Raw genomic sequence first — 19,671 nt, forward strand, 5'->3', positions numbered from 1 at the left:
TAAAAGATATTGTTTTCTGCTGGCGCTTTAACTTGCTTAAGTTATTCCTAAATAGCCTTGATCTGCGCAATACTGCTAAAATGTATAGTGGATTAAAGTATAATTTTATACTTTGGCCCTGTATTTATTGCTAAACAAATAAATTCTATTTCCGTGACGGAGACAATACATATAGGTAACAGTGCTTTACAAGAGATAGACGAGCTTCTTCGGAACCGCGCTTTTTCTAAAGTAGTGGTGCTGGTTGATGACAATACCCTGGCCCATTGCTATCCGCGCCTGAAGGATTACCTGCCGGAGCACAGCCTGATACAGATTCCAAGTGGCGAGGAGCATAAGACATTGCAGACCTGCGAGCTGATATGGCAACGCATGACGGAACTGAACCTGGACCGTTGGGCAGTACTGGTTAATTTGGGAGGAGGCGTAATAGGAGATATGGGTGGTTTTTGTGCCTCAGTTTTTAAACGCGGAATCTATTTTGTGCAGGTGCCTACTACCTTACTTGCTCAGGTAGATGCCAGCGTGGGAGGAAAAACAGGCATTGATTTTCATGGCCTGAAAAACCACATTGGCGTATACCAGGAGCCACAGGCGGTGTTTATAGATCCCACTTTTTTGCAGACGCTTCCGCAAAGGCAGGTGAAATCGGGCTATGCCGAAATAATTAAGCACTGGCTCATTGCTGATGCTGAGGCTTTTCAGACCCAACGCAATATAGGTCTTTTTACCGAAGACTGGGAAGCACTTATACGGCACTCGGTACATATAAAATCTGAAGTCGTAACGGCTGACCCGCTGGAAGGAGGCTACAGAAAGGTGCTTAACTTCGGCCATACAGTTGGCCATGCTGTGGAAACGTATCTGATGCAGCAGCCAGGCAGAGAGCTGCTCCACGGAGAAGCCATTGCGGTCGGGATGTTTTGTGAAGCCTACCTTTCCGTAAAAAAAGAACTGCTTTCAAAAGAAGAACTAGATAAGATTGAAACTTTCCTGGTGTCTGTTTATGAAAAAGTAAGCATTGGCGAAGACGATATTGAAAAGATTGCGCAGCTGGCACTTCAGGATAAGAAGAATACCCGCTCTACTATAAATTGTACCCTGCTACAAAGCATTGGCAAAGCTGTATACGATCAGGCCATTACCTTGCAGGACATCCAGGAATCATTACGTTATTACCAACTTTTATGACCAAAGCCCTTACGCTAAGCCACCCAACCAATACTATTCAAGGGAAAATAAAATTACCTGCCTCTAAAAGTGAGGCTAACCGCGCTTTAATTATCGCGGCATTATCCGGGCAGGAATCGCAGTTGCACAATCTGTCGGAGGCAAATGATACGCAGTTGTTACAGCGCTTGCTGAAGAGTGATGCTGAAACGATAAATGCAGAAGATGCCGGAACAGTAATGCGTTTTTTAACAGCTTACTATGCCATCACCGGACAAGAAAAGACCTTAACAGGCACTGAGCGTATGTGCCAGCGCCCCATTAAGGTGCTGGTAGATGCATTGCGTGAGTTAGGTGCCAACATCGAGTACTCAGGAGAAGAAGGCTATCCGCCCCTAAAAATTAAAGGCTTTAGCGGCAGTGGCAACAATAAACTGAAAGTGCGCAGCGATATCAGTAGCCAGTATATTTCTGCTCTGCTGATGGTAGGGCCTTTGCTCCCGGAAGGGTTGGAACTGGAGCTGGAGGGAAAGATCGGTTCACGCCCTTATATTGAGATGACACTTTCGCTGATGAAGCACTTTGGCGTAGATGCTGTTTTTTCAGGAAATACTATCAAGGTAGCGCACCAGGCTTACAAGGCAGCAAGCTTTAGCGTAGAGTCGGATTGGTCGGCAGCCAGTTACTGGTATAGTTTTGTGGCGCTTGCACAGGAGGCCGATATCACGTTATTAGGTTTAAGGGAGGACTCTTACCAGGGTGATAGTGCTATAGCTGACATTATGTATCGTTTAGGTGTACACTCTACCTTTACAGAGGAGGGGGTAAAGCTCACGAAGAAAGAGCATGAGATGTCTGTTTCCATCGACTTCTCCGACTGCCCCGATCTGGCACAGACTATTGTTGCTTTATGTGCCGGCCTGGGTGTAAAGTTAAGTATGACCGGTGTAGAGAGTCTGCGCATAAAAGAAACTGACCGCATTCAGGCTTTGCAAATAGAATCGCTTAGCTTAAACTCATCTTTACAGGAAGTAACGCCCGGGGTGTTTCAGATGGCACCAGGTGTAATTGAAAAGAAAGAGCTTGAATTCCGGACTTACGAAGATCATCGCATGGCTATGGCCTTTGCACCTATTGCTTTGTTGGAGCCGATAAAAATTCAGGAGCCGCGCGTGGTGCGCAAATCTTACCCAAGGTTCTGGGAAGACCTGGAAAAGGTGGGTTTTGAAGTAAAGTTTGAGGGGTAGTGCCTGCTAATTAAGCAGCATTCGATCTTTAACTAAGCTGCCGTTTCGCTTAACAGACGAAACGGCAGTTATCTTTTTAGGCTTTCGGCTACTTCCTCTATGATAGTTTGCAGATAAGCTGGGGCGTTTAAAAGCCTGCTGCCGTACCAGCTGAACATTTCACCGTCAACTACTTTAATGAAAGCCTGAGGGCATAGCTGCTGGAATTCCAAGATGTGCTTTTCCTTAAAAGGATAAGGTTCTGAGGAAAGCAGGATCAGTTGTGGATTTGCCTGTTGCAGTTGTTCTGGCTCTACTACCGGATACCTTGCCAATGCGGCAAAGGCATTCCGAAAGCCACAACGCTGTAGCATGTGGTCGATTATATTATAGTTGCCCACTGCCATATAAGGGCCACGCCAGATAAAGTAAGCAGTGCTGACCGGGTATGCCAACGGCTTCAGGCTTTCGAAGCCTGAACGGACCTGCTGCATTAAATGGAATGCTTGGGTTGTAGTGGCTGTTATGTCCCCTAACTGCTGCATCATCTGCAGGGCATCATCTAAGGTATAAATATCGCTCATCCAGACAGGGTAGTGCCGTTGTAGCTGTTCTATCCCTTCCTTATAGTTTTCCTCCTTGTTGCCGATAATGAGATCGGGCTGCAGCTGTGCAATCACATCAAACCTGAAATTCTTTGTGCCGCCAATAACGGTCTTTTGCTTTACCTGTTCTTTAGGGTGTAGGCAGAACTTGGTAACACCCACTAATCTTTCTCCTAAACCTAAGTCGAAGAGCAATTCTGTTTGCGAGGGTACCAGAGAGATAATGCGCTGTGGAGGGTGTGGCAACGTAAGCTGGTGCCCCATCTGGTCTGTTAAGATGCGTGGAAGAGCCATTGAGAAAAGTAGCAGTAGTAGAAAAGAAAAACCCGGCAGGTTGTCCAAAACCTGCCGGGTTTGCCCGAACATACAGGGCTTATTTCAGGTAACGGAAATCCTGATTGTTTTCTATTTTCAGGATCGTTTCGTAGATCAGGTTGATTACGTTTTGCACGTCGTCCTTGTGTACTGTCTCCACCGTAGTGTGCATGTACTTTAGTGGCAGAGAGATAAGCGCTGAGGCTACACCTGCATTGGAGTAAGCAAAAGCATCTGTATCGGTACCAGTTGCACGTGAAACGGCTGCACGCTGGAACGGTATCTCTTTTTCCTGTGCTGTATTGATAATGAGATCACGCACATTATTCTGAACAGCCGGACCATAAGAAACAACAGGTCCTTTTCCGCAATGAATATCGCCGCTTGTCTTTTTATCATACATGGGCGACTGTGTATCATGCGTTACATCTGTAATAATGGCTACATCCGGCTTAATGCGGTGTGCAATCATTTCGGCACCACGCAAGCCAATTTCTTCCTGAACCGCATTTACAATGTAAAGGCCAAAAGGAAGTTCTTTTTTATTCTCTTTTACCAGGCGGGCAACCTCAGCAATCATGAAACCTCCGATACGATTATCTAGGGCACGGCCTACATAGAACTTATCGTTTAGTACAGTAAATTCGTCTTCAAAAGTGGCGACACAACCTACATGAATACCCATCTGTTCTACTTCGTCGCGGCTGCTGGCGCCACAGTCCAGAAACACAGTTTCGATGGTAGGGGCCTTGTCGTTTTCAACTTTACGCACGTGAATGGCTGGCCAGCCAAAAACTGCTTTCACAATGCCTTTGCTGGTATAGATGTTTACACGCTTGGAAGGGGCTATAAGAGCATCTGAGCCGCCGTTGCGTCTCAGGTAAATATATCCTTCTGGTGTGATATAGTTCACGAACCAGGAGATTTCATCGGCATGCGCCTCAATTACTACTTTGTATTCCGCTTCAGGGTTGATAACACCTACTACAGTGCCGTAGGTATCTACAAAGTAGCTGTCTATATATGGTTTAAGGTACTCCAGCCAAAGCTTCTGGCCTTCTGCCTCGAAGCCTGTGGGCGAGGAGTTATTCAGGTAAGTTTGTAAAAAATCAAAAGATTCTGGACGCATAGATTTTAATTATAAATTATGAGTTATGAATTATGAGAACAGAAATTATGATTGTATACTCAGAGAAACATTCATAATTTCTAATTTATAATTCTACTAAAGGGGTATGTTCCCATGCTTCTTACGAGGAAGCTGCACCGCTTTGTTCTCCAGCATCTTAAATGCCTTGATCAGCTTGGCTCTAGTTTCGGAAGGCATGATAACCTCGTCTATAAAGCCCCGGTGAGCGGCACGGTATGGAGTGGCAAATTTTTCTTTATACTCCTCTACCTTCTCCGCCAGTTTAGCAGCCGGATCTGCGGCAGTAGCAATTTCACGCTTAAATATGATTTCGGCAGCGCCTTGTGCGCCCATCACGGCAATTTCAGCACTTGGCCAGGCATAGTTCATATCTGCACCAATATGTTTGGAGTTCATCACATCGTAGGCACCGCCATAAGCCTTGCGTGTAATAACAGTGATACGTGGCACTGTAGCTTCGCAGAAAGCATAAAGTAGTTTGGCTCCGTTGGTAATGATGCCGCGCCATTCCTGGTCGGTGCCTGGCAGGAAGCCAGGCACATCTTCCAGCACTAGTAGAGGAATGTTAAAGCTGTCGCAGAAACGCACAAAGCGGGCTGCCTTGGTGCTGGCATTAATATCCAACACACCCGCCAGTACAGCAGGCTGGTTTCCTACGATGCCAATGCTGCGGCCACCTAAACGGGCAAAACCAACAACAATATTTTCTCCAAAGTTCTTATGTACTTCAAAGAATGAGTCAGCGTCTATGATCCCTTCAATTACCTCACGCATATCGTAAGGCTGGTTTGGGTTTTCGGGTACAATAGTGTTTAGCACCTCTCGCTCTTCGTTGCCGGATGTAGTGTAAGGCAGAGAAGGAGGGAGGTCTTCGCAATTCTGAGGTATATAGCTCAGAAGTTTCTTAATATAGTTGATACACTCTACCTCGTTGGCACAGGAAAAGTGCGTAACACCGCTTTTGGTGCTATGTGTACTGGCACCTCCCAGCTCTTCAGAGGTAACATTTTCATGTGTAACGGTTTTTACAACGTTAGGGCCAGTTACAAACATGTAGGAGGTGTTTTCCACCATCATAATAAAATCGGTGATGGCCGGTGAGTATACTGCGCCGCCGGCACACGGTCCCATGATAGCAGAAATCTGGGGAATAACTCCTGATGCCAGTGTGTTGCGGTAAAAGATATCGGCATAGCCACCCAAAGAAACAACGCCCTCCTGAATACGCGCTCCGCCCGAATCGTTCAGTCCAATTACCGGAGCACCATTTTTCATGGCCAGCTCCATAATTTTCACAATTTTTTCGGCATGTGTTTCGGAGAGGGAGCCTCCTAATACTGTAAAATCCTGAGAGAATATATATACTGCACGGCCGTTGATGGTGCCATAACCTGTGACTACTCCGTCTCCCAGATAATATTGTTTATCTAAACCAAAGTCTTTTGAGCGGTGCATTACAAATTTGCCGATTTCTTCAAAAGAATTTTCGTCGAGCAGTAAATGAATGCGATCTCGTGCAGTTAATTTTCCTTTTGCATGCTGTGCGTCTATTCTGTCTTGTCCTCCTCCTAAAAGTGCTTCAGCATTTTTGCGTTCCAGCGTTTCTATTTGACTCTGCCTGATTTCTCCTGCCATTTAAATCTTAATTGCTTGATAACCTAATTTGGTGTGAATAGAATCCAAATTTAGTAAAAATACAATATTATATATTTAGACTTCTTCTGAATTATTAAAGTGCAAAATATAAAAAAATAAGGGCCGCCTTATAGGGCGACCCTTATTGATATACTTATGCTGAATTAGTCGTTCGACTTGTCGTTGCCTGATCCGGAAGATTTGCTTGGTTCAGTTGTTTCTTCGTCATCGTCGGAAGCGCTACTGGCTTTTTTGCCACTGCTTTTCTTCGATTTAAAAGTTAACTGCTCTTTGCCTTCTTCATGATCCACCAGCAGAACATCACCCTGCGCTACCTCTGCTTTCAGTATCTCCTCCGCAATCGGATCTTCGATATATTTCTGAATAGCACGGTTTAACGGACGAGCACCATACTTCGGATCATATCCTTTGTCTGCCACAAAATCTTTTGCCTTGTCTGTTAGCTCGATGCTGTAGCCAAGCGTTTCGATTCTGGTGAACAGTTTGCCAAGCGACAGCTCAATGATTTTGTGCATGTCTTCACGGTTAAGTGAGTTAAACACAATTACATCATCCAAACGGTTCAGGAACTCAGGAGAGAATGTTTTTCTCAATGCACTGGCAATAGTACCTTTCATGATATCATCCACATTCTCAGAACGTGTTTTAGACATGAAACCTATACCGGCACCAAAGTCCTGTAAGTCGCGGGCACCGATGTTAGATGTCATAATGATGATCGTGTTACGGAAGTCAACCTTACGGCCTAATCCGTCTGTCAGAATACCATCGTCTAACACCTGTAGCAACAGATTATATACATCCGGGTGAGCTTTCTCAATCTCGTCGAGCAATACCACAGAATATGGCTTACGACGGATTTTCTCAGTCAGCTGGCCACCTTCTTCGTAGCCTACGTATCCTGGAGGCGCTCCAACCAAGCGGGATACACTGAATTTCTCCATGTACTCACTCATGTCGATGCGAACCAGGGCATCATCTTTATCGAACAGGTACGTAGCCAACACTTTGGCAAGCTCTGTTTTACCTACACCTGTCGGGCCCAAGAACACGAACGAACCAATTGGCTTTTTCGGATCTTTTAAACCAACGCGTGTACGCTGAATGGCTTTAACCAATTGCTGGATAGCCTTATCCTGGCCAATTACTTTCCCTTTAAGCTCTTCGCCCATGTTCAGTAATTTCTGGCCTTCTTTCTGAGCGATACGTTTAACAGGAATACCTGTCATCATGGCAATAACTTCTGCCACATTTTCCTCTTTTACTGTATAGCGCTTCTTCTTGGTTTCTTCTTCCCAGTTGCGTTTCGCAGTTTCGAGCTGATCGATCAGTTTTTTCTCTTTATCGCGGAGTTGGGCAGCCTCTTCATATTTCTGGCTCTTCACAACGCGGTTTTTCTCTACCTTGATATTCTCAATCTGCTCTTCCAGCTTCAGGATATCCTCTGGTACAACAATATTGTTAATGTGTACACGGGCACCGGCTTCATCCAGAATATCAATTGCTTTATCTGGTAAGAAACGGTCGCTCATATAGCGGTCACTCAACTTCACGCAGGCCTCAATGGCTTTATCGGTGTAGTTAACGTGGTGGTGGTCCTGGTACTTGTCTTTGATGTTATTTAAGATCTCGATTGTTTCTTCCGGAGAAGTAGGATCAACCATAACAATCTGGAAACGACGGGCTAAGGCACCATCTTTCTCGATGTACTGGCGGTATTCATCCAGCGTAGTAGCACCGATGCATTGAATCTCGCCACGGGCAAGTGCAGGCTTGAACATGTTAGAGGCATCCAGCGAACCTGAAGCGCCGCCAGCACCTACGATGGTGTGCAGCTCGTCAATAAACAGGATCACGTCCGGAGATTTTTCCAGTTCGTTCATCACTGCTTTCATGCGCTCCTCGAACTGACCACGGTATTTTGTGCCAGCTACCAGAGAAGCAAGATCGAGGGTAACAACGCGTTTGTTGAAAAGCACACGGCTTACCTTCTTCTGAATAATACGCAGGGCAAGGCCTTCAGCAATAGCTGTTTTACCTACACCAGGCTCCCCAATCAAAATAGGGTTGTTCTTTTTGCGGCGGCTAAGTACCTGGGCCACACGCTCAATTTCTTTTTCGCGACCTACAATCGGGTCCAGTTTGTCTTCTTCAGCAAGTTTGGTCAGGTCACGTCCGAAGTTATCCAGCACAGGAGTGCGAGACTTCTCGCCGGCTTTCTTGCTAGAACTGCCAGAGCGTGAGGAAGAAGAACTTCCAAACAATTTGTCTGAATCATCAGAATCGTCGGTATCTGATGATGCCAGGGGATTATTGCTGTGATAATCCAATGAGTCTCTTATTGCTTCGTAATTCACATTAAATTTCGCTAGAATTTGAGAAGATATATTGTCTTCATCCCGCAGGATGGATAATAAGAGGTGCTCTGTGCCAATAATGTCACTCTTGAAGATTTTGGCCTCCAGGTATGTTATTTTAAGCACCTTCTCAGTCTGTTTTGTAAGCGGAATACTACCCGTAATATTGCTGCCTTGTGAAGCCGTGTTTCGTGTAGCCTGCTCTAAAGCGTACTTTAGTTCATCTATCGAAACACCCAGCTTTTTGAGCAGAGCAATGGCAGTACCTTCTCCTTCCCGGATCATGCCCAGTACTAGATGTTCAGTACCAATGTAGTCATGCCCAAGACGAATAGCTTCCTCACGGCTGAGTGAGATAACCTCTTTCACTCGGTTTGAGAATTTAGCTTCCATGTATACTCCTATAAAAAATAAAAAGTCAGAATGTAATTAATTGATTGAGGCCAACAGGAAAAGCCCTAAATTCTAACAAGCCGTAGGGTGTAAATGTTCACCAAATCGGCAGCCTTACAGGCTTTTATAGTAAAAAGGAAAGTGACTTTGGTCCCTGTGTAAACAACAAGTCAATTATACTCAGTTCTTGTACAAATTGTTTGCCAAATACTTGTGTATAGGGTTTTACGTGCAAATTGTCATGATAGATTTTGGGATGTATTTTATTTCTAACATCCAGCACGTTTTCCGGTACCTCTACCAGGTATTTATCTGTAAACTGAAGCGGTTTCTCCAGTTTCATAAATTTAAAATAAAGCCGTAATAAATCAACATTCAGGTCGAATAAATATTTAGGCTGGCGTTCGTACACTTCCCGGATATAATCGCTGTAGTACTCAAAAAAAGGAGCACGTCCGTAAGCCGATTGTATTGTACGCCAATGCACATTAAACCACTTCTGGCTGTAATCTATCTCAATGGATGTAATAATGGTTTTGTCTTTGCTGTTTCCGCGGCGGATTGGTATGCTTAGCGGCACAACGCCTTGCGTTGTGAGCACATGACAGCGGTTGCGGTAACTTTGCTTTATATAATTTTCATGCGCCTCAATCTGTATACTTTCAGAGCGAATAGCGTGCCAGAAGTAGCTTACAGGAGGATTATATTGTATTTCTGAAAGAAGAACCAAGGTGAGTTAGATAGTTAAAGAGTTAGAAAGTTGGAGAGTGATTTTTTTTTATCCTTTGCCACAGAATCTTTTGTCTGGCATCTAGTACACAGTCAACCTAGCTTCCGAATAAAAATTTAAGATTAACTGGAGGAAAATGATCATTGGGTCATTCATTTCTAATTCATAATTTTTAATTTCTAATTTCTAATTTGATGCTGATACCTGATGCTGCTAAATAAGCACGAATTCTGGGATTTCATAATCCGATGCAGGGTTGTACCTTTGTGGTTCGTTTAGACTTTGTGAAGAAACTACCTCATATACCAATACTCTATTATCCTTTATGGTGGCTCCTTAAAGGTTTGTCCTTACTGCCGCTACCTGTCTTGTATATCTTCGCAAATGTTTTATTTCTGCTGGTATACCATGTGGTTGGCTACCGGAAAAAGGTGGTAATACAGAATTTAAGTAATTCTTTTCCCGAAAAGAGCAAGCAGGAGATACATGAAATAGCCAAAGATTTTTACAGGCAGTTTGCAGATCTGGTTGTGGAGATTTTGAAGCTGGCCTCAATGAAAGCAGCTGAAATGCGTAATAGAATAACCTTTGCAAACCAGGAGGTGCTGGACCGGTTTGTGAAGCAGGGAAAGCCTGCCATTACCATGGGCTCCCACTCTGGCAACTGGGAGTGGATACTCTCGGCCGGGGCAGTACAATTCGAATTTCCGGCAGAAGGTATTTACAAACCGCTCCATAATCCGTTTTTTGAGGAATTCATGCTTTACCTTCGTTCTCGCCTGGGGGCCAGGTTAATAAAGATGAAAGATACAATGCGTGATTTTGTTAAGAACAAAAGGATTCCACGCGTTATTGCCATGCTATCGGACCAGACACCTCCTTTAGGGGAGATACAGTACTGGACTGATTTCCTTAACCAGGATACGGCTTTTTATGTAGGTGCTGAAAAGCTGGCGAATACATTTGGCTACCCCGTTCTTTTTCTGGACGTGTACCGCACGAAGCGGGGCTATTATACCCTTACGTTTGATGTATTGTCTGATGGCGTCGATAAACCTGCAGAAGGCGAGTTCCCTGTTACAGAAGCTTTCGCCCGCAGGCTTGAAAAGTCTATACAACGAGCTCCCGCCAACTACCTCTGGACGCATAAACGCTGGAAGCACAAGCGGCCTGATGCAGTAAAGGAATAGATCCGAAGATGTGATTGAAAGTATTTTAGCTTCACATCATAGATATTGTTCTATATCTCCGGCACCTTCGCGGAGTACCTCAAAATTATTGGTGGCATCCACTACTGTAGAGGCAATGTTGTTTCCATAGCCGCCATCAATCACCATATCCACCAGGTTTTTAAACTTCTCATAAATTAGCTCAGGGTCTGTAGTATACTCCAGCACTTCATCGTCGTCGTGTACAGAGGTAGACAAAATAGGATTGCCAAGTTCCCGAACCAGGCTCAAGGCAATATTATTGTCTGGCACACGAATACCTACTGTTTTCTTTTTGCTGCCGGCATAGCGCGGAACTTTGCTGCTGGCATCCAGTACAAAAGTAAAGGGCCCGGGCAGCGCCTTCTTCATAATTTTATAGGAAGGCGTATCTACCTTGGCATAATCTGAGATATGGGTAAGGTCGGAGCAAATGAAGGAAAGGTTTACTTTATCAGGTTTAACTCCTTTTATCTGGCACACACGTTCTACAGCTCTTGTATTATGAATATCGCAGCCAATGCCATAGATGGTATCAGTTGGGTAAATAATAATACCGCCATTGCGCAGAATGTCTACAGCCTCCAGAATCTTCTTCTGCTGCGGGTTGTCGGGGTGTATCTGTGTGAAAACTGCATTTGCCATACTGGTAAGTTATAGGTTAAATGAATTTCTGTCCTGATGATTCAGTTTACTATACTGAAAGAAAGGCTTAAGCGTTTTTGCTACAGCCTTTAGATTTAAAGCTGACCAGGCAGTATAAAGTTAGGTTTAACCACCTCCTATCTAATTCACTTTGTACTGAATTAGATAATATCTGTTAAATTTGACCCTGAAAATGGAGGTGCTGTTGGTTAGCCCTCCAAAGGCTCCTTTACAAATTATGACTAAAAAAGTCGCATATCCCAGAAAAAAGAAAAGTAACCTGATCCCAGGCCTGGTTGTCTTATTCCTGTTCCTGTTTGTTTCCTTTTCTTATTATGCCTACCAAATTGTGTATACGCCCAATGTAGACACAAAAGGCAAAGAAACCTATGTTTATATACCGACAGGGGCCACCTACGAGCAAGCAATGGCTGCGGTGGAGGCAACTAAATCCATTATCGATCCTTTGTCTTTCCATTTTATGGCTAAACTTATGGATTACGATAAGCTGGTAAAGCCCGGCCGTTACAAAGTAGAAAATGGCTGGAGCAACCGCCAGCTTATTGGTGTGCTGCGCCTGGGTGAGCAAACCCCTCTTAACCTGACATTTAACAATATCCGCCTAAGGAGCCAGCTGGCCGAGAGGCTAGCTTCTGAACTGGAGCCGGGTGTGGCGGAAATTGACAGTCTGCTGAACGACCAGGCTTACCTGGAAACGCTGGGCTTTGATACTACAACGGTGGTGGCAATGTTTATACCGAACACATATGAGGTATACTGGACAACCACAGCTACCGGTTTAATGGAGCGAATGAAGGCAGAGTATGATAAATTCTGGACAGCCGAGCGCAAAGCAAAGGCAGACAAATTAGGTTTATCTCAGAAAGAAGTTTCTACACTGGCTTCTATAGTGCAGGCGGAGCAGGCCAGGCATGCTGATGAAAGACCGCGGGTTGCTGGTGTATACCTCAACCGCCTGAAGCGCGGGATGTTGCTGCAGGCCGATCCTACTGTTGTATTTAGTGTAGGCGATTTTAGCATCAGGCGCGTATTAAACGTGCACTTGCAGCACGACTCGCCTTACAACACTTATAAGTACAAAGGTTTGCCGCCAGGGCCTATTAATGTGCCTACCATCTCTGCTATAGATGCCGTGCTAAACCCGGAGCAGCATAATTACCTTTATTTCTGCGCAAAGGATGACTTCTCAGGATACCATGCCTTTGCTACCACAGAGTCTGAGCATTTAGCCAACGCCCGTCGCTTTCATAAAGCTATGAACGAGCGTAATATTATGAAATAATTACACTGGACAAAAACTGCTAGGCAAAGGCTAAAATCTAATGTTTTAGAATCTTTTGCATCTTGTGAATAAACTCCCTTATCAAGGAAAATATGTTTGAATCAGAAGTACAGATACGGGTGCGATATGCCGAAACAGATCAGATGGGCTATGTATACTATGGCAATTATGCCGCCTACTACGAGGTAGCCCGTACCGAGGTGTTTCGCAGGTTGGGTATACATTACAAGGAGATGGAGGCGACAGGTACCATGATGCCGGTACTGGAGCTGAAGTGTAAATACATACGGCCAGCTAAATACGACGACCTGCTTACCATTAAGCTGCTTCTGAAAAATAAACCGACAGGTTCTCGTATACTTTTTGAGTACGAGGTATATAACGAATCGCAGACACTCCTGAATGTAGGCGAAACAACCATGGTGTTTGTCGATATGAAATCGGGGCGGCCGACAGCGGTGCCGGATCTTATACACCAGAAGTTAGATGCTTATTTTAGCGAATGAGGCTGAACCAACAATATTTAAAGCGCCGCAGGGCGTACCGGAAGTTTATCGTTTTTCTGAAGAAGTGGCGTTTCAATAACGGACAGTCTTCGGTATACGATGTGGCCGATGTGCTGGTAGGAGAACTGCGGGGCGATTCTGTTACAAAGCGTGCTTCTTATATGGCCTTTAATTTTACATTGGCTATTTTCCCAACCATCATTTTCCTGTTCACGCTTATCCCTTATATTCCGAGTATTCTTTCTCTGGATTTAGGTGCAAGTATCTTAAACTTCCTGGCAGATTTTATGCCCGAAGAAATGTACTCAGTCGCTTATGGCACCATTAACGACATTGTAAGTACGCCAAGAGGAGGGTTGTTATCCTTCGGGTTTCTTTTTGCACTGATCTTGTCTACAAATGGCATTATGTCGCTGATGGATGCCTTTGATAAGAAGTATAAGACCTTTTATAAGCGCAGTTACATCAGGAAACGGATTATAGCTACTGTGCTCACCTTTACACTTGCTTTTATTCTTTTGCTGGCAGTTTCGGCAATCTTCTTTGGGCAATGGATTCTGGATATCCTGGTTTTCTATGAAATTGTAACTGAAAGCTATACCTATACTTTATTGGTTATGCTTAAATATGTAGCTATTATTCTGCTTTTCCTGCTGGCTACTGCCCTTATTTATTATTATGTGCCTGCTATAGAAGATAAATGGCCTTTTTTTTCAGCTGGTGCCGTGGTGGCCACCTGTCTGATTTTCCTGGTGTCGATGATCTTCTCATTATACATCAGTGCTTTCGATTCCTACAATAAATTTTATGGTTCTATTGGTGCTTTAATCGGTCTGATGATCTGGTTGGACTTTATTTCAATGATCCTGATCCTGGGCTTTGAAATAAACGTGAGTATCGATTCGGTTACCAAAAGGCTGATCAGCAGAGGCCCTAAGCTGGTGAATAGATAGGAAGCTGCTTGCAAACAATTACTGTTTCAATCATATATCAAAAGTGCTATCTTTCTGAAAGAAAACTTCTGCTTGAGGTTTAGTCGTTCATAGTTTAAAGAGATGGCCTTCCGTAAATTAATTTCCCTGCAGCAACTGTATCGGGGTGCTGTTGATACCTTTCTCACATATCCTTTTGCCTTGTTATCTGCTATAGGAGGTACGGCTGCTGCTATCTGGCGCGCCGAAATCAGTTATGATAAACTGCACCTGTATCCTTACCTGGACAAGCTGATGCTGCTTGGTGCGCTAGGCCTGGTGCTCTTTTTTGTAATAGAGTTGGTTGTGCAGCGCTACAAGTTTGGAGGTGCAAAGCGATGGCTGTTCCTTTTCCTGGGAATCCTTTTTCTGGCAGTATACTATGGGCTTCTTCCTAAGCAGGTAGAGGGGCCGCAATGGCTCCGTTTTCTGATGTTGTCACTGGTATTGCACTTAGCGGCTTCTTATGTCATGTTCCTAAACAGCAAAGAAGAAAATGCGTTCTGGCAGTTTAATAAAGCCCTTTTCTTGCGGCTGCTTACTACTGTGCTGTATTCAGCTGTACTTTATATAGGCGTTGCAATAGCTGTTCTGGCTTTAGAGAAACTGTTCTCTGTGGATGTGTCGCAAAATTTCTATTTTCAGCTGTGGCTGTTTATGGTGGGCGTGTTCAATACCTGGTTTTTCCTGGCAGGCGTGCCTACGAACGTGCAGGAGTTGGAGCAGGAACACCAGTACCCGAAAGGGCTGAAGGTGTTCACGCAGTTCGTGCTTTTGCCCTTGGTAAGTCTGTATCTGGTAATTCTGTACTTATACTTTGGCAAAATTATAATACAATGGCAGTGGCCGAATGGGTGGGTTTCGGTATTAGTCCTTTGTTTTTCTGTAGCAGGTATCTTATCGCTGCTGTTGATACATCCTGTCAGGCAGCACGAAGGGAATACCTGGATGCGCACATTTATAAAGTGGTTTTACAGAGCACTTTTTCCTCTGATTATCCTGCTACTGCTGGCGATCTGGCGGAGAGTTTCTGAGTATGGCATTACAGAACCTCGCTATGTGGTACTTGTGCTGGCTTTATGGTTATTCTGTACGGCCTTGTACTTTCTTTTCAGCAAGCAAAAGAATATCAAATTTATACCTGTTACACTTAGTATTGTAATCCTTACAGGTGCCTTCGGGCCCGCTGTAAATGCTTTTCATATTTCAGAATGGAGCCAGGTAAAGCGGTTGGAGTACCTGTTAAAGCAAAACAATTTGCTTGTGGGTGATCATGTAAGTAGCATCAGCAATAACAAACCAAAGGCTAAAACAGAAGCTGAGATCAGCGCTATTGTACGATACCTGGTGGAAATGCATGACCCAAGGGTACTGCAGCCATGGTTCAGGCAAGACCTTGATTCCTTGCTTACCGCACAGGCTGATACAATGAGTTGGAGCCGGTGGGCCCGGCAGGAAGCGCAGGCGAAAGAGCTGGTAGCCATGATGGGCTTAAACTATCGAAACCAATACGAGGGGTATGCTGAGAGTGTTATTAGCTATCATTCTTTTAAGCTTGATAAAGAGGCTTCTTATAAAGTACAAGGATACGATTATTTTATTCCTGCATTTTTATTGAGTTCGAATGTGCAAACCGAATACAGGCACAAAAGCTTTTCACTTGGCGGCAATCCGTTCATGGGCGAATTAGAGCCGGATAAAGGTGCTCTGGAGTTTAGATATTATGATGATACACTGGTGTTGAACCTGCAGCCATACCTGCAGCAGACAAATGAATCTGGTGTTGAAAATTTGCCTGAAGCAGAAATGACGCATTACTTACAAGGAAAGCGGGTAGAGGTAAAGGTACTGTTGCAAAACATATGGATAAACTATAGCGAGAAAGGCAAGGAGTTAATGCAGGTAGAATGTGCTGTTTTTGTAAAGCAGAAGGAATAAAATTTTGTTGTTTATAATCAGTTGTTTATCGCTTAATGTGCTAAACCTGCGAAAAAATATTGTCGTATAGTTTTGATAATTCGAAACAGTGATATACTTTTGTGCACGATTAATACAGAGAGTTGGCAGAGTGGTCGAATGCGGCGGTCTTGAAAACCGTTGACTGTAACAGGTCCGGGGGTTCGAATCCCTCACTCTCTGCTGGTAGGAATACCAAAATCAGCAAAAAGCCCGTAAATCATTGATTTACGGGCTTTTTCGTTTCTGCACCCTTGCTAAATCATTCAGTTTTTCTCTATCCTAAGGAGTACAATTCGGATACCAAAAGCCAAAAATAATTTTGGTATCCGAATTTGTTGTATCCTTCTGATTTTCAGAAAGATGTACATGTTGTGTACATCTTGTGGAGCCTGTAAATGAATGTTAACTTAAACAGTAAAAGGAGGAAACGAAATGGACACTAAAATCAGCATCCTGTTCTACGGCAAAAAATCCAGGACCACCAGCGACAACCTGCTGCCCATCTACCTGCGCGTCACCATCAACGGGAAGAGGTTCGAAACCTGCACACACAGTCACGTCGCCCCCGGAAAATGGTCCGTGGAAGCAGGGCGCGTGAAGGGTAACACAGAGGAAGCCAGGAGGGTTAACGCCTACCTGGACATGCTCAGGTCCAAGGTGTACGCATACCAGCAGGAGCTTCTGCAGGAAGGGAAACCGGTCACAACAGGGACAGTCCGGGACAAGTGGCTGGGGGTGGAGGAGAAGCCCGTCATGCTACTGGAGGTTTTCCAGCAGCACAACGAGCGTATGGAGAAAATGGTGGGGAAAGATTACGCTCCTGGAACCTTGGAACGTTACAGAACTTCCCTGTTGCATACCAGCAGTTTCATAGAGTGGAAGTACAAGGCAGCGGATATCGACGTGAGGAAGCTCGATTTCGGGTTTATCTCCGACTACGAGTTCTGGCTCAAGAGCGTCAGGGGCTGCGCCCACAATACCACCATGAAGTACTTGGGCAACTTTAAGAAGGTGATCCACATCTGCCTGAGGAACGGCTGGCTGCAGCTCGACCCCTTCCTGGGCTTCAAGATGAGCAAAAAGGAGGTGGTGCGGGCTTTCCTCTCCAAAGAAGAGCTGCAGCGGATGGCGGCAAGGGAGTTCGGTATGGAGCGGCTCAGCCAGGTGCGGGACATCTTCCTGTTCAGCTGCTTCACCGGCCTGGCCTACGCCGACGTGCAGAAACTCAGGCGTTCGGAGATCGTCACCGGCCCGGATGGAGGGAAGTGGGTCTACACCAGCCGTCAGAAGACCGACACGATCTCCAGGATCCCCCTGCTGCCTATGGCCCTGACCATTCTGGAGAAATATGAAAAGCACCCGCAGTGCCTGAACCAGGACAGGGTGCTCCCCGTGTTGAGTAACCAGAAGATGAACGCCTACCTCAAGGAGATAGCAGACCTGTGCGGTATCGGCAAACCCTTGACCTTCCACATCGCCCGCCATACCTTCGCCACCACCGTCACGCTCTCCAACGGGGTGCCCATTGAGTCGGTGAGCAGGATGCTGGGCCACACCAATATTAAAACCACGCAGCATTACGCCAAGATACTGGACCAGAAGGTGAGCCAGGACATGCAGCAACTGAAGGAGAAGCTCAAATTGTAGTATTAGGTTGAAAAGATGGTTGAGGTTAAGAATCTTTATCTGATGTCAACTGACTCGGGGAAGTTGAAAAAAGGGGCTACAAAACCCCTTTATCTGCCATAGAGTAGTAACCCTCACTGGTGAGGATGATGTGGTCCAGAACGACAATGTCGAGCAGTTCTCCACCCTGCTTCATCTTCTTTGTCAGCTGTAGGTCTGCCGCGCTGGGGGTGAGGTTGCCCGAGGGGTGGTTGTGGCAGAGTAAGATGGAGGAGGAGCAGGCTTTCAGGGCCGTCACGAAGATGAGCTTAGGATCGGCCACCGTGCCAGCCACGCCTCCCGTGGAAGTTTCGTAGATGCCCAGCACCCGGTTGGCCCTGTTGAGTAGCATCACCTTAAACTGCTCGACAAACTCAATTTTGCCGGAATCCCGGCTTTGCTTGAGCGCCTGGTTACAGTCGGCTGAGCAGGTGATTAGTTGTCTTGCAGAGGGTTTACTTTGGGGCAGTAGGAGAGCTTTATCACTGCTACTTTGGAAAAGGAGGAGTTTTTAAGAAGCTTTACCATAATTTTTGTCTTTGTAGCGTCAGGAATTGATTATGGTGCCCCACCTGCCTTCGGGACGGACTATGGGTCAGGCGGAGATGGAAAAAATGCGGAGACTCCACCGCAGGTGGATACCCATTTTGTTTGGACGACCTTGTCCCTTGTCAGGCGCGGATGGCTACCTTTGCCATAATATGAATGGCGTCAGATTTATACTTCAATTGTCTTGCAAGATGCTGCTTACAGTCGCTGTTCTTTGACCATCACCCTTACTGCTAAGCTGTTGAGATGTTGTACATGATTTGCTAGAAGGTACATTCAGGTAACTAACAACCTGTACCTTCTCAACATTTGGGCAGCCTTAATTATTAGTTTAAGAATAGATGTTTTGTAGGAAGATTTATTGGATAACGATAGCCCTATGTGTAATAGCTACAACTTAGTCTTAAATACTGGTTTGTACAGTAATTACATCATCTCACAGGCAAGAGAGTAGAGTTTACCAAGTATTTGTTGGATTGTGAACGATTGCCAACAGGTTTTTGTACCTTTAGTGCATGCGCTTTGCCTATAGCTAGTTTGCCTTTACAACGGGCGTGGTGCATTAACCTGTTGATTTTAAGCCTGCCTGTATCGTAGCTTGTATTTGTGCTCTTCGAATTGATGCAATTTTGATTGCGTAATGCACAAAGAGGAGCGACTAACAGAGGTGAGGGCCACCAAGAAGCGGTACGACACCATTATCGCCAGACTGCTAAACACAGCAGCCACCTATAAGGCGATTTTCCCTCAGTTGGCTGCCATTGAGGTATTTTTGGATAGCACTTATACAGAGGTAGGCGAGGAAGTCGATTGTTTGGTAAAGCTCGATGAGCTGTGCCTGTACTTCCAGGAACTGAGCGTTAACTGCTATATTTTTCGCCACCTCTACCATAACCTATGCATAGATGTGGGTGCAGTGAAAAACGATACTCCCCCATTTAACTTGGGAGACATTTACATCGTCTTACCTAAATAAAGCATCAACTGTCAGTTGTGATGGTAGCTTCATCTGTTGCTCTGTAAGATGATATAGGAACTGTTACACTTATTTCATCGTCTTCCAAAGGTTGTTTCATCCTTCTGCAACAAAAAAATTGCCTAATCCTTTTAAAAAGGCTTATTCAGAACCCTGTCTATAGCGGCAGAAGGTCCTGTGAAGAGATTGCCAGTTTATCAACTGGTGATTTATTTAGCACCGGGGCATATAAGCTTTAAGAGAGATGGCGTCCGGCTTTGGTCTGAATCGGTTTGGCAGGACAGCCA

Annotated in this window: 16 protein-coding genes and 1 tRNA gene; 10 read left to right on the forward strand and 7 right to left on the reverse strand. The window is 45.0% G+C overall.

Annotation, left to right across the window (positions count from 1 at the left end; genetic code table 11):
• Window positions 1-153: 153 nt before the first annotated feature.
• Both aroB and C1N53_RS20895 read left to right on the forward strand, forming a co-directional pair.
• Window positions 154-1,191 carry a 3-dehydroquinate synthase gene (gene aroB / locus C1N53_RS20890; protein ID WP_137761149.1) on the forward strand — a complete coding sequence of 346 codons (1,038 nt, stop codon included), beginning with the start codon at window positions 154-156 and terminating at the stop codon, window positions 1,189-1,191.
• Complete coding sequence (locus C1N53_RS20895) at window positions 1,188-2,417, forward strand: 3-phosphoshikimate 1-carboxyvinyltransferase (RefSeq protein ID WP_137761150.1); 1,230 nt, start codon at window positions 1,188-1,190, stop codon at window positions 2,415-2,417. The genes aroB and C1N53_RS20895 overlap by 4 nt, the downstream gene beginning before the upstream one ends.
• Before the next feature lie 68 nt (window positions 2,418-2,485).
• On the opposite strand, the gene C1N53_RS20900 is transcribed toward C1N53_RS20895, so the two are convergent.
• The 5 genes from C1N53_RS20900 to C1N53_RS20920 all read right to left on the reverse strand — a co-directional run bounded on the left by C1N53_RS20900 (window position 2,486) and on the right by C1N53_RS20920 (window position 9,602).
• Window positions 2,486-3,265, reverse strand: coding sequence for a helical backbone metal receptor (locus C1N53_RS20900; protein WP_137761602.1), 780 nt, complete (start codon window positions 3,263-3,265; stop codon window positions 2,486-2,488).
• A gap of 109 nt (window positions 3,266-3,374) precedes the next feature.
• Window positions 3,375-4,445 carry a M42 family metallopeptidase gene (locus C1N53_RS20905; RefSeq protein ID WP_137761151.1) on the reverse strand — a complete coding sequence of 357 codons (1,071 nt, stop codon included), beginning with the start codon at window positions 4,443-4,445 and terminating at the stop codon, window positions 3,375-3,377.
• Window positions 4,446-4,541: 96 nt separating this feature from the next.
• Window positions 4,542-6,101, reverse strand: a complete 1,560-nt coding sequence (locus tag C1N53_RS20910) for an acyl-CoA carboxylase subunit beta (protein WP_137761152.1) — start codon at window positions 6,099-6,101, stop codon at window positions 4,542-4,544.
• A gap of 164 nt (window positions 6,102-6,265) precedes the next feature.
• Window positions 6,266-8,872, reverse strand: coding sequence for an ATP-dependent Clp protease ATP-binding subunit (locus C1N53_RS20915; RefSeq protein ID WP_137761153.1), 2,607 nt, complete (start codon window positions 8,870-8,872; stop codon window positions 6,266-6,268).
• A 124-nt stretch (window positions 8,873-8,996) separates the two neighbouring features.
• Window positions 8,997-9,602: a WbqC family protein gene (locus C1N53_RS20920; RefSeq protein ID WP_240773316.1), complete on the reverse strand. Its 606-nt coding sequence runs from the start codon at window positions 9,600-9,602 to the stop codon at window positions 8,997-8,999.
• A gap of 344 nt (window positions 9,603-9,946) precedes the next feature.
• Between C1N53_RS20920 and C1N53_RS20925 the strand changes: the two genes are divergently transcribed.
• Entirely contained in the window at window positions 9,947-10,792 is an 846-nt protein-coding gene (locus C1N53_RS20925; protein ID WP_240773317.1) for a lysophospholipid acyltransferase family protein, read from the forward strand.
• Between the two features lie 36 nt (window positions 10,793-10,828).
• Here C1N53_RS20925 and C1N53_RS20930 read toward each other — a convergent pair whose 3' ends face one another.
• Window positions 10,829-11,455, reverse strand: coding sequence for an L-threonylcarbamoyladenylate synthase (locus C1N53_RS20930; protein ID WP_137761155.1), 627 nt, complete (start codon window positions 11,453-11,455; stop codon window positions 10,829-10,831).
• Window positions 11,456-11,693: 238 nt separating this feature from the next.
• Here C1N53_RS20930 and mltG point away from each other — a divergent pair, with 238 nt between their 5' ends.
• From mltG to C1N53_RS20960, 6 genes are all read left to right on the forward strand, one after another.
• Entirely contained in the window at window positions 11,694-12,758 is a 1,065-nt protein-coding gene (gene mltG, locus C1N53_RS20935) for an endolytic transglycosylase MltG (protein WP_137761156.1), read from the forward strand.
• Window positions 12,759-12,850: 92 nt separating this feature from the next.
• Complete coding sequence (locus C1N53_RS20940) at window positions 12,851-13,264, forward strand: thioesterase family protein (RefSeq protein WP_137761157.1); 414 nt, start codon at window positions 12,851-12,853, stop codon at window positions 13,262-13,264.
• Complete coding sequence (locus tag C1N53_RS20945) at window positions 13,261-14,217, forward strand: YihY/virulence factor BrkB family protein (RefSeq protein WP_137761158.1); 957 nt, start codon at window positions 13,261-13,263, stop codon at window positions 14,215-14,217. The genes C1N53_RS20940 and C1N53_RS20945 overlap by 4 nt, the downstream gene beginning before the upstream one ends.
• Window positions 14,218-14,319: 102 nt before the next feature.
• Window positions 14,320-16,173: a DUF4153 domain-containing protein gene (locus tag C1N53_RS20950; RefSeq protein WP_137761159.1), complete on the forward strand. Its 1,854-nt coding sequence runs from the start codon at window positions 14,320-14,322 to the stop codon at window positions 16,171-16,173.
• Window positions 16,174-16,289: 116 nt separating this feature from the next.
• Window positions 16,290-16,374: transfer RNA gene (locus tag C1N53_RS20955), tRNA-Ser, on the forward strand.
• A 252-nt stretch (window positions 16,375-16,626) separates the two neighbouring features.
• On the forward strand, window positions 16,627-17,841 hold the full coding sequence (locus C1N53_RS20960; RefSeq protein WP_137761160.1) for a site-specific integrase: 1,215 nt from the start codon (window positions 16,627-16,629) through the stop codon (window positions 17,839-17,841).
• Window positions 17,842-17,917: 76 nt separating this feature from the next.
• On the opposite strand, the gene C1N53_RS22710 is transcribed toward C1N53_RS20960, so the two are convergent.
• Window positions 17,918-18,328 carry a JAB domain-containing protein gene (locus C1N53_RS22710; protein WP_371415969.1) on the reverse strand — a complete coding sequence of 137 codons (411 nt, stop codon included), beginning with the start codon at window positions 18,326-18,328 and terminating at the stop codon, window positions 17,918-17,920.
• Between the two features lie 720 nt (window positions 18,329-19,048).
• Between C1N53_RS22710 and C1N53_RS20970 the strand changes: the two genes are divergently transcribed.
• Window positions 19,049-19,384, forward strand: a complete 336-nt coding sequence (locus C1N53_RS20970) for a hypothetical protein (RefSeq protein ID WP_137761161.1) — start codon at window positions 19,049-19,051, stop codon at window positions 19,382-19,384.
• Window positions 19,385-19,671 lie beyond the last annotated feature (287 nt).

This window comes from Pontibacter sp. SGAir0037, from assembly GCF_005491705.1.
Taxonomy (GTDB): Bacteria; Bacteroidota; Bacteroidia; order Cytophagales; family Hymenobacteraceae; genus Pontibacter.

Bases quoted from the DNA above. Each gene is read 5' to 3' on its own strand.
- C1N53_RS20940 (WP_137761157.1), top strand. From the start codon at position 12,851: ATGTTTGAATCAGAAGTACAGATACGGGTGCGATATGCCGAAACAGAT.
- C1N53_RS20905 (WP_137761151.1), bottom strand. From the start codon at position 4,445: ATGCGTCCAGAATCTTTTGATTTTTTACAAACTTACCTGAATAACTCC.
- mltG (WP_137761156.1), top strand. From the start codon at position 11,694: ATGACTAAAAAAGTCGCATATCCCAGAAAAAAGAAAAGTAACCTGATC.
- C1N53_RS20895 (WP_137761150.1), top strand. From the start codon at position 1,188: ATGACCAAAGCCCTTACGCTAAGCCACCCAACCAATACTATTCAAGGG.
- C1N53_RS20960 (WP_137761160.1), top strand. From the start codon at position 16,627: ATGGACACTAAAATCAGCATCCTGTTCTACGGCAAAAAATCCAGGACC.
- C1N53_RS20915 (WP_137761153.1), bottom strand. From the start codon at position 8,872: ATGGAAGCTAAATTCTCAAACCGAGTGAAAGAGGTTATCTCACTCAGC.
- C1N53_RS20910 (WP_137761152.1), bottom strand. From the start codon at position 6,101: ATGGCAGGAGAAATCAGGCAGAGTCAAATAGAAACGCTGGAACGCAAA.
- C1N53_RS20950 (WP_137761159.1), top strand. From the start codon at position 14,320: ATGGCCTTCCGTAAATTAATTTCCCTGCAGCAACTGTATCGGGGTGCT.
- C1N53_RS20930 (WP_137761155.1), bottom strand. From the start codon at position 11,455: ATGGCAAATGCAGTTTTCACACAGATACACCCCGACAACCCGCAGCAG.
- C1N53_RS20945 (WP_137761158.1), top strand. From the start codon at position 13,261: ATGAGGCTGAACCAACAATATTTAAAGCGCCGCAGGGCGTACCGGAAG.
- C1N53_RS20900 (WP_137761602.1), bottom strand. From the start codon at position 3,265: ATGGGGCACCAGCTTACGTTGCCACACCCTCCACAGCGCATTATCTCT.
- C1N53_RS20970 (WP_137761161.1), top strand. From the start codon at position 19,049: ATGCACAAAGAGGAGCGACTAACAGAGGTGAGGGCCACCAAGAAGCGG.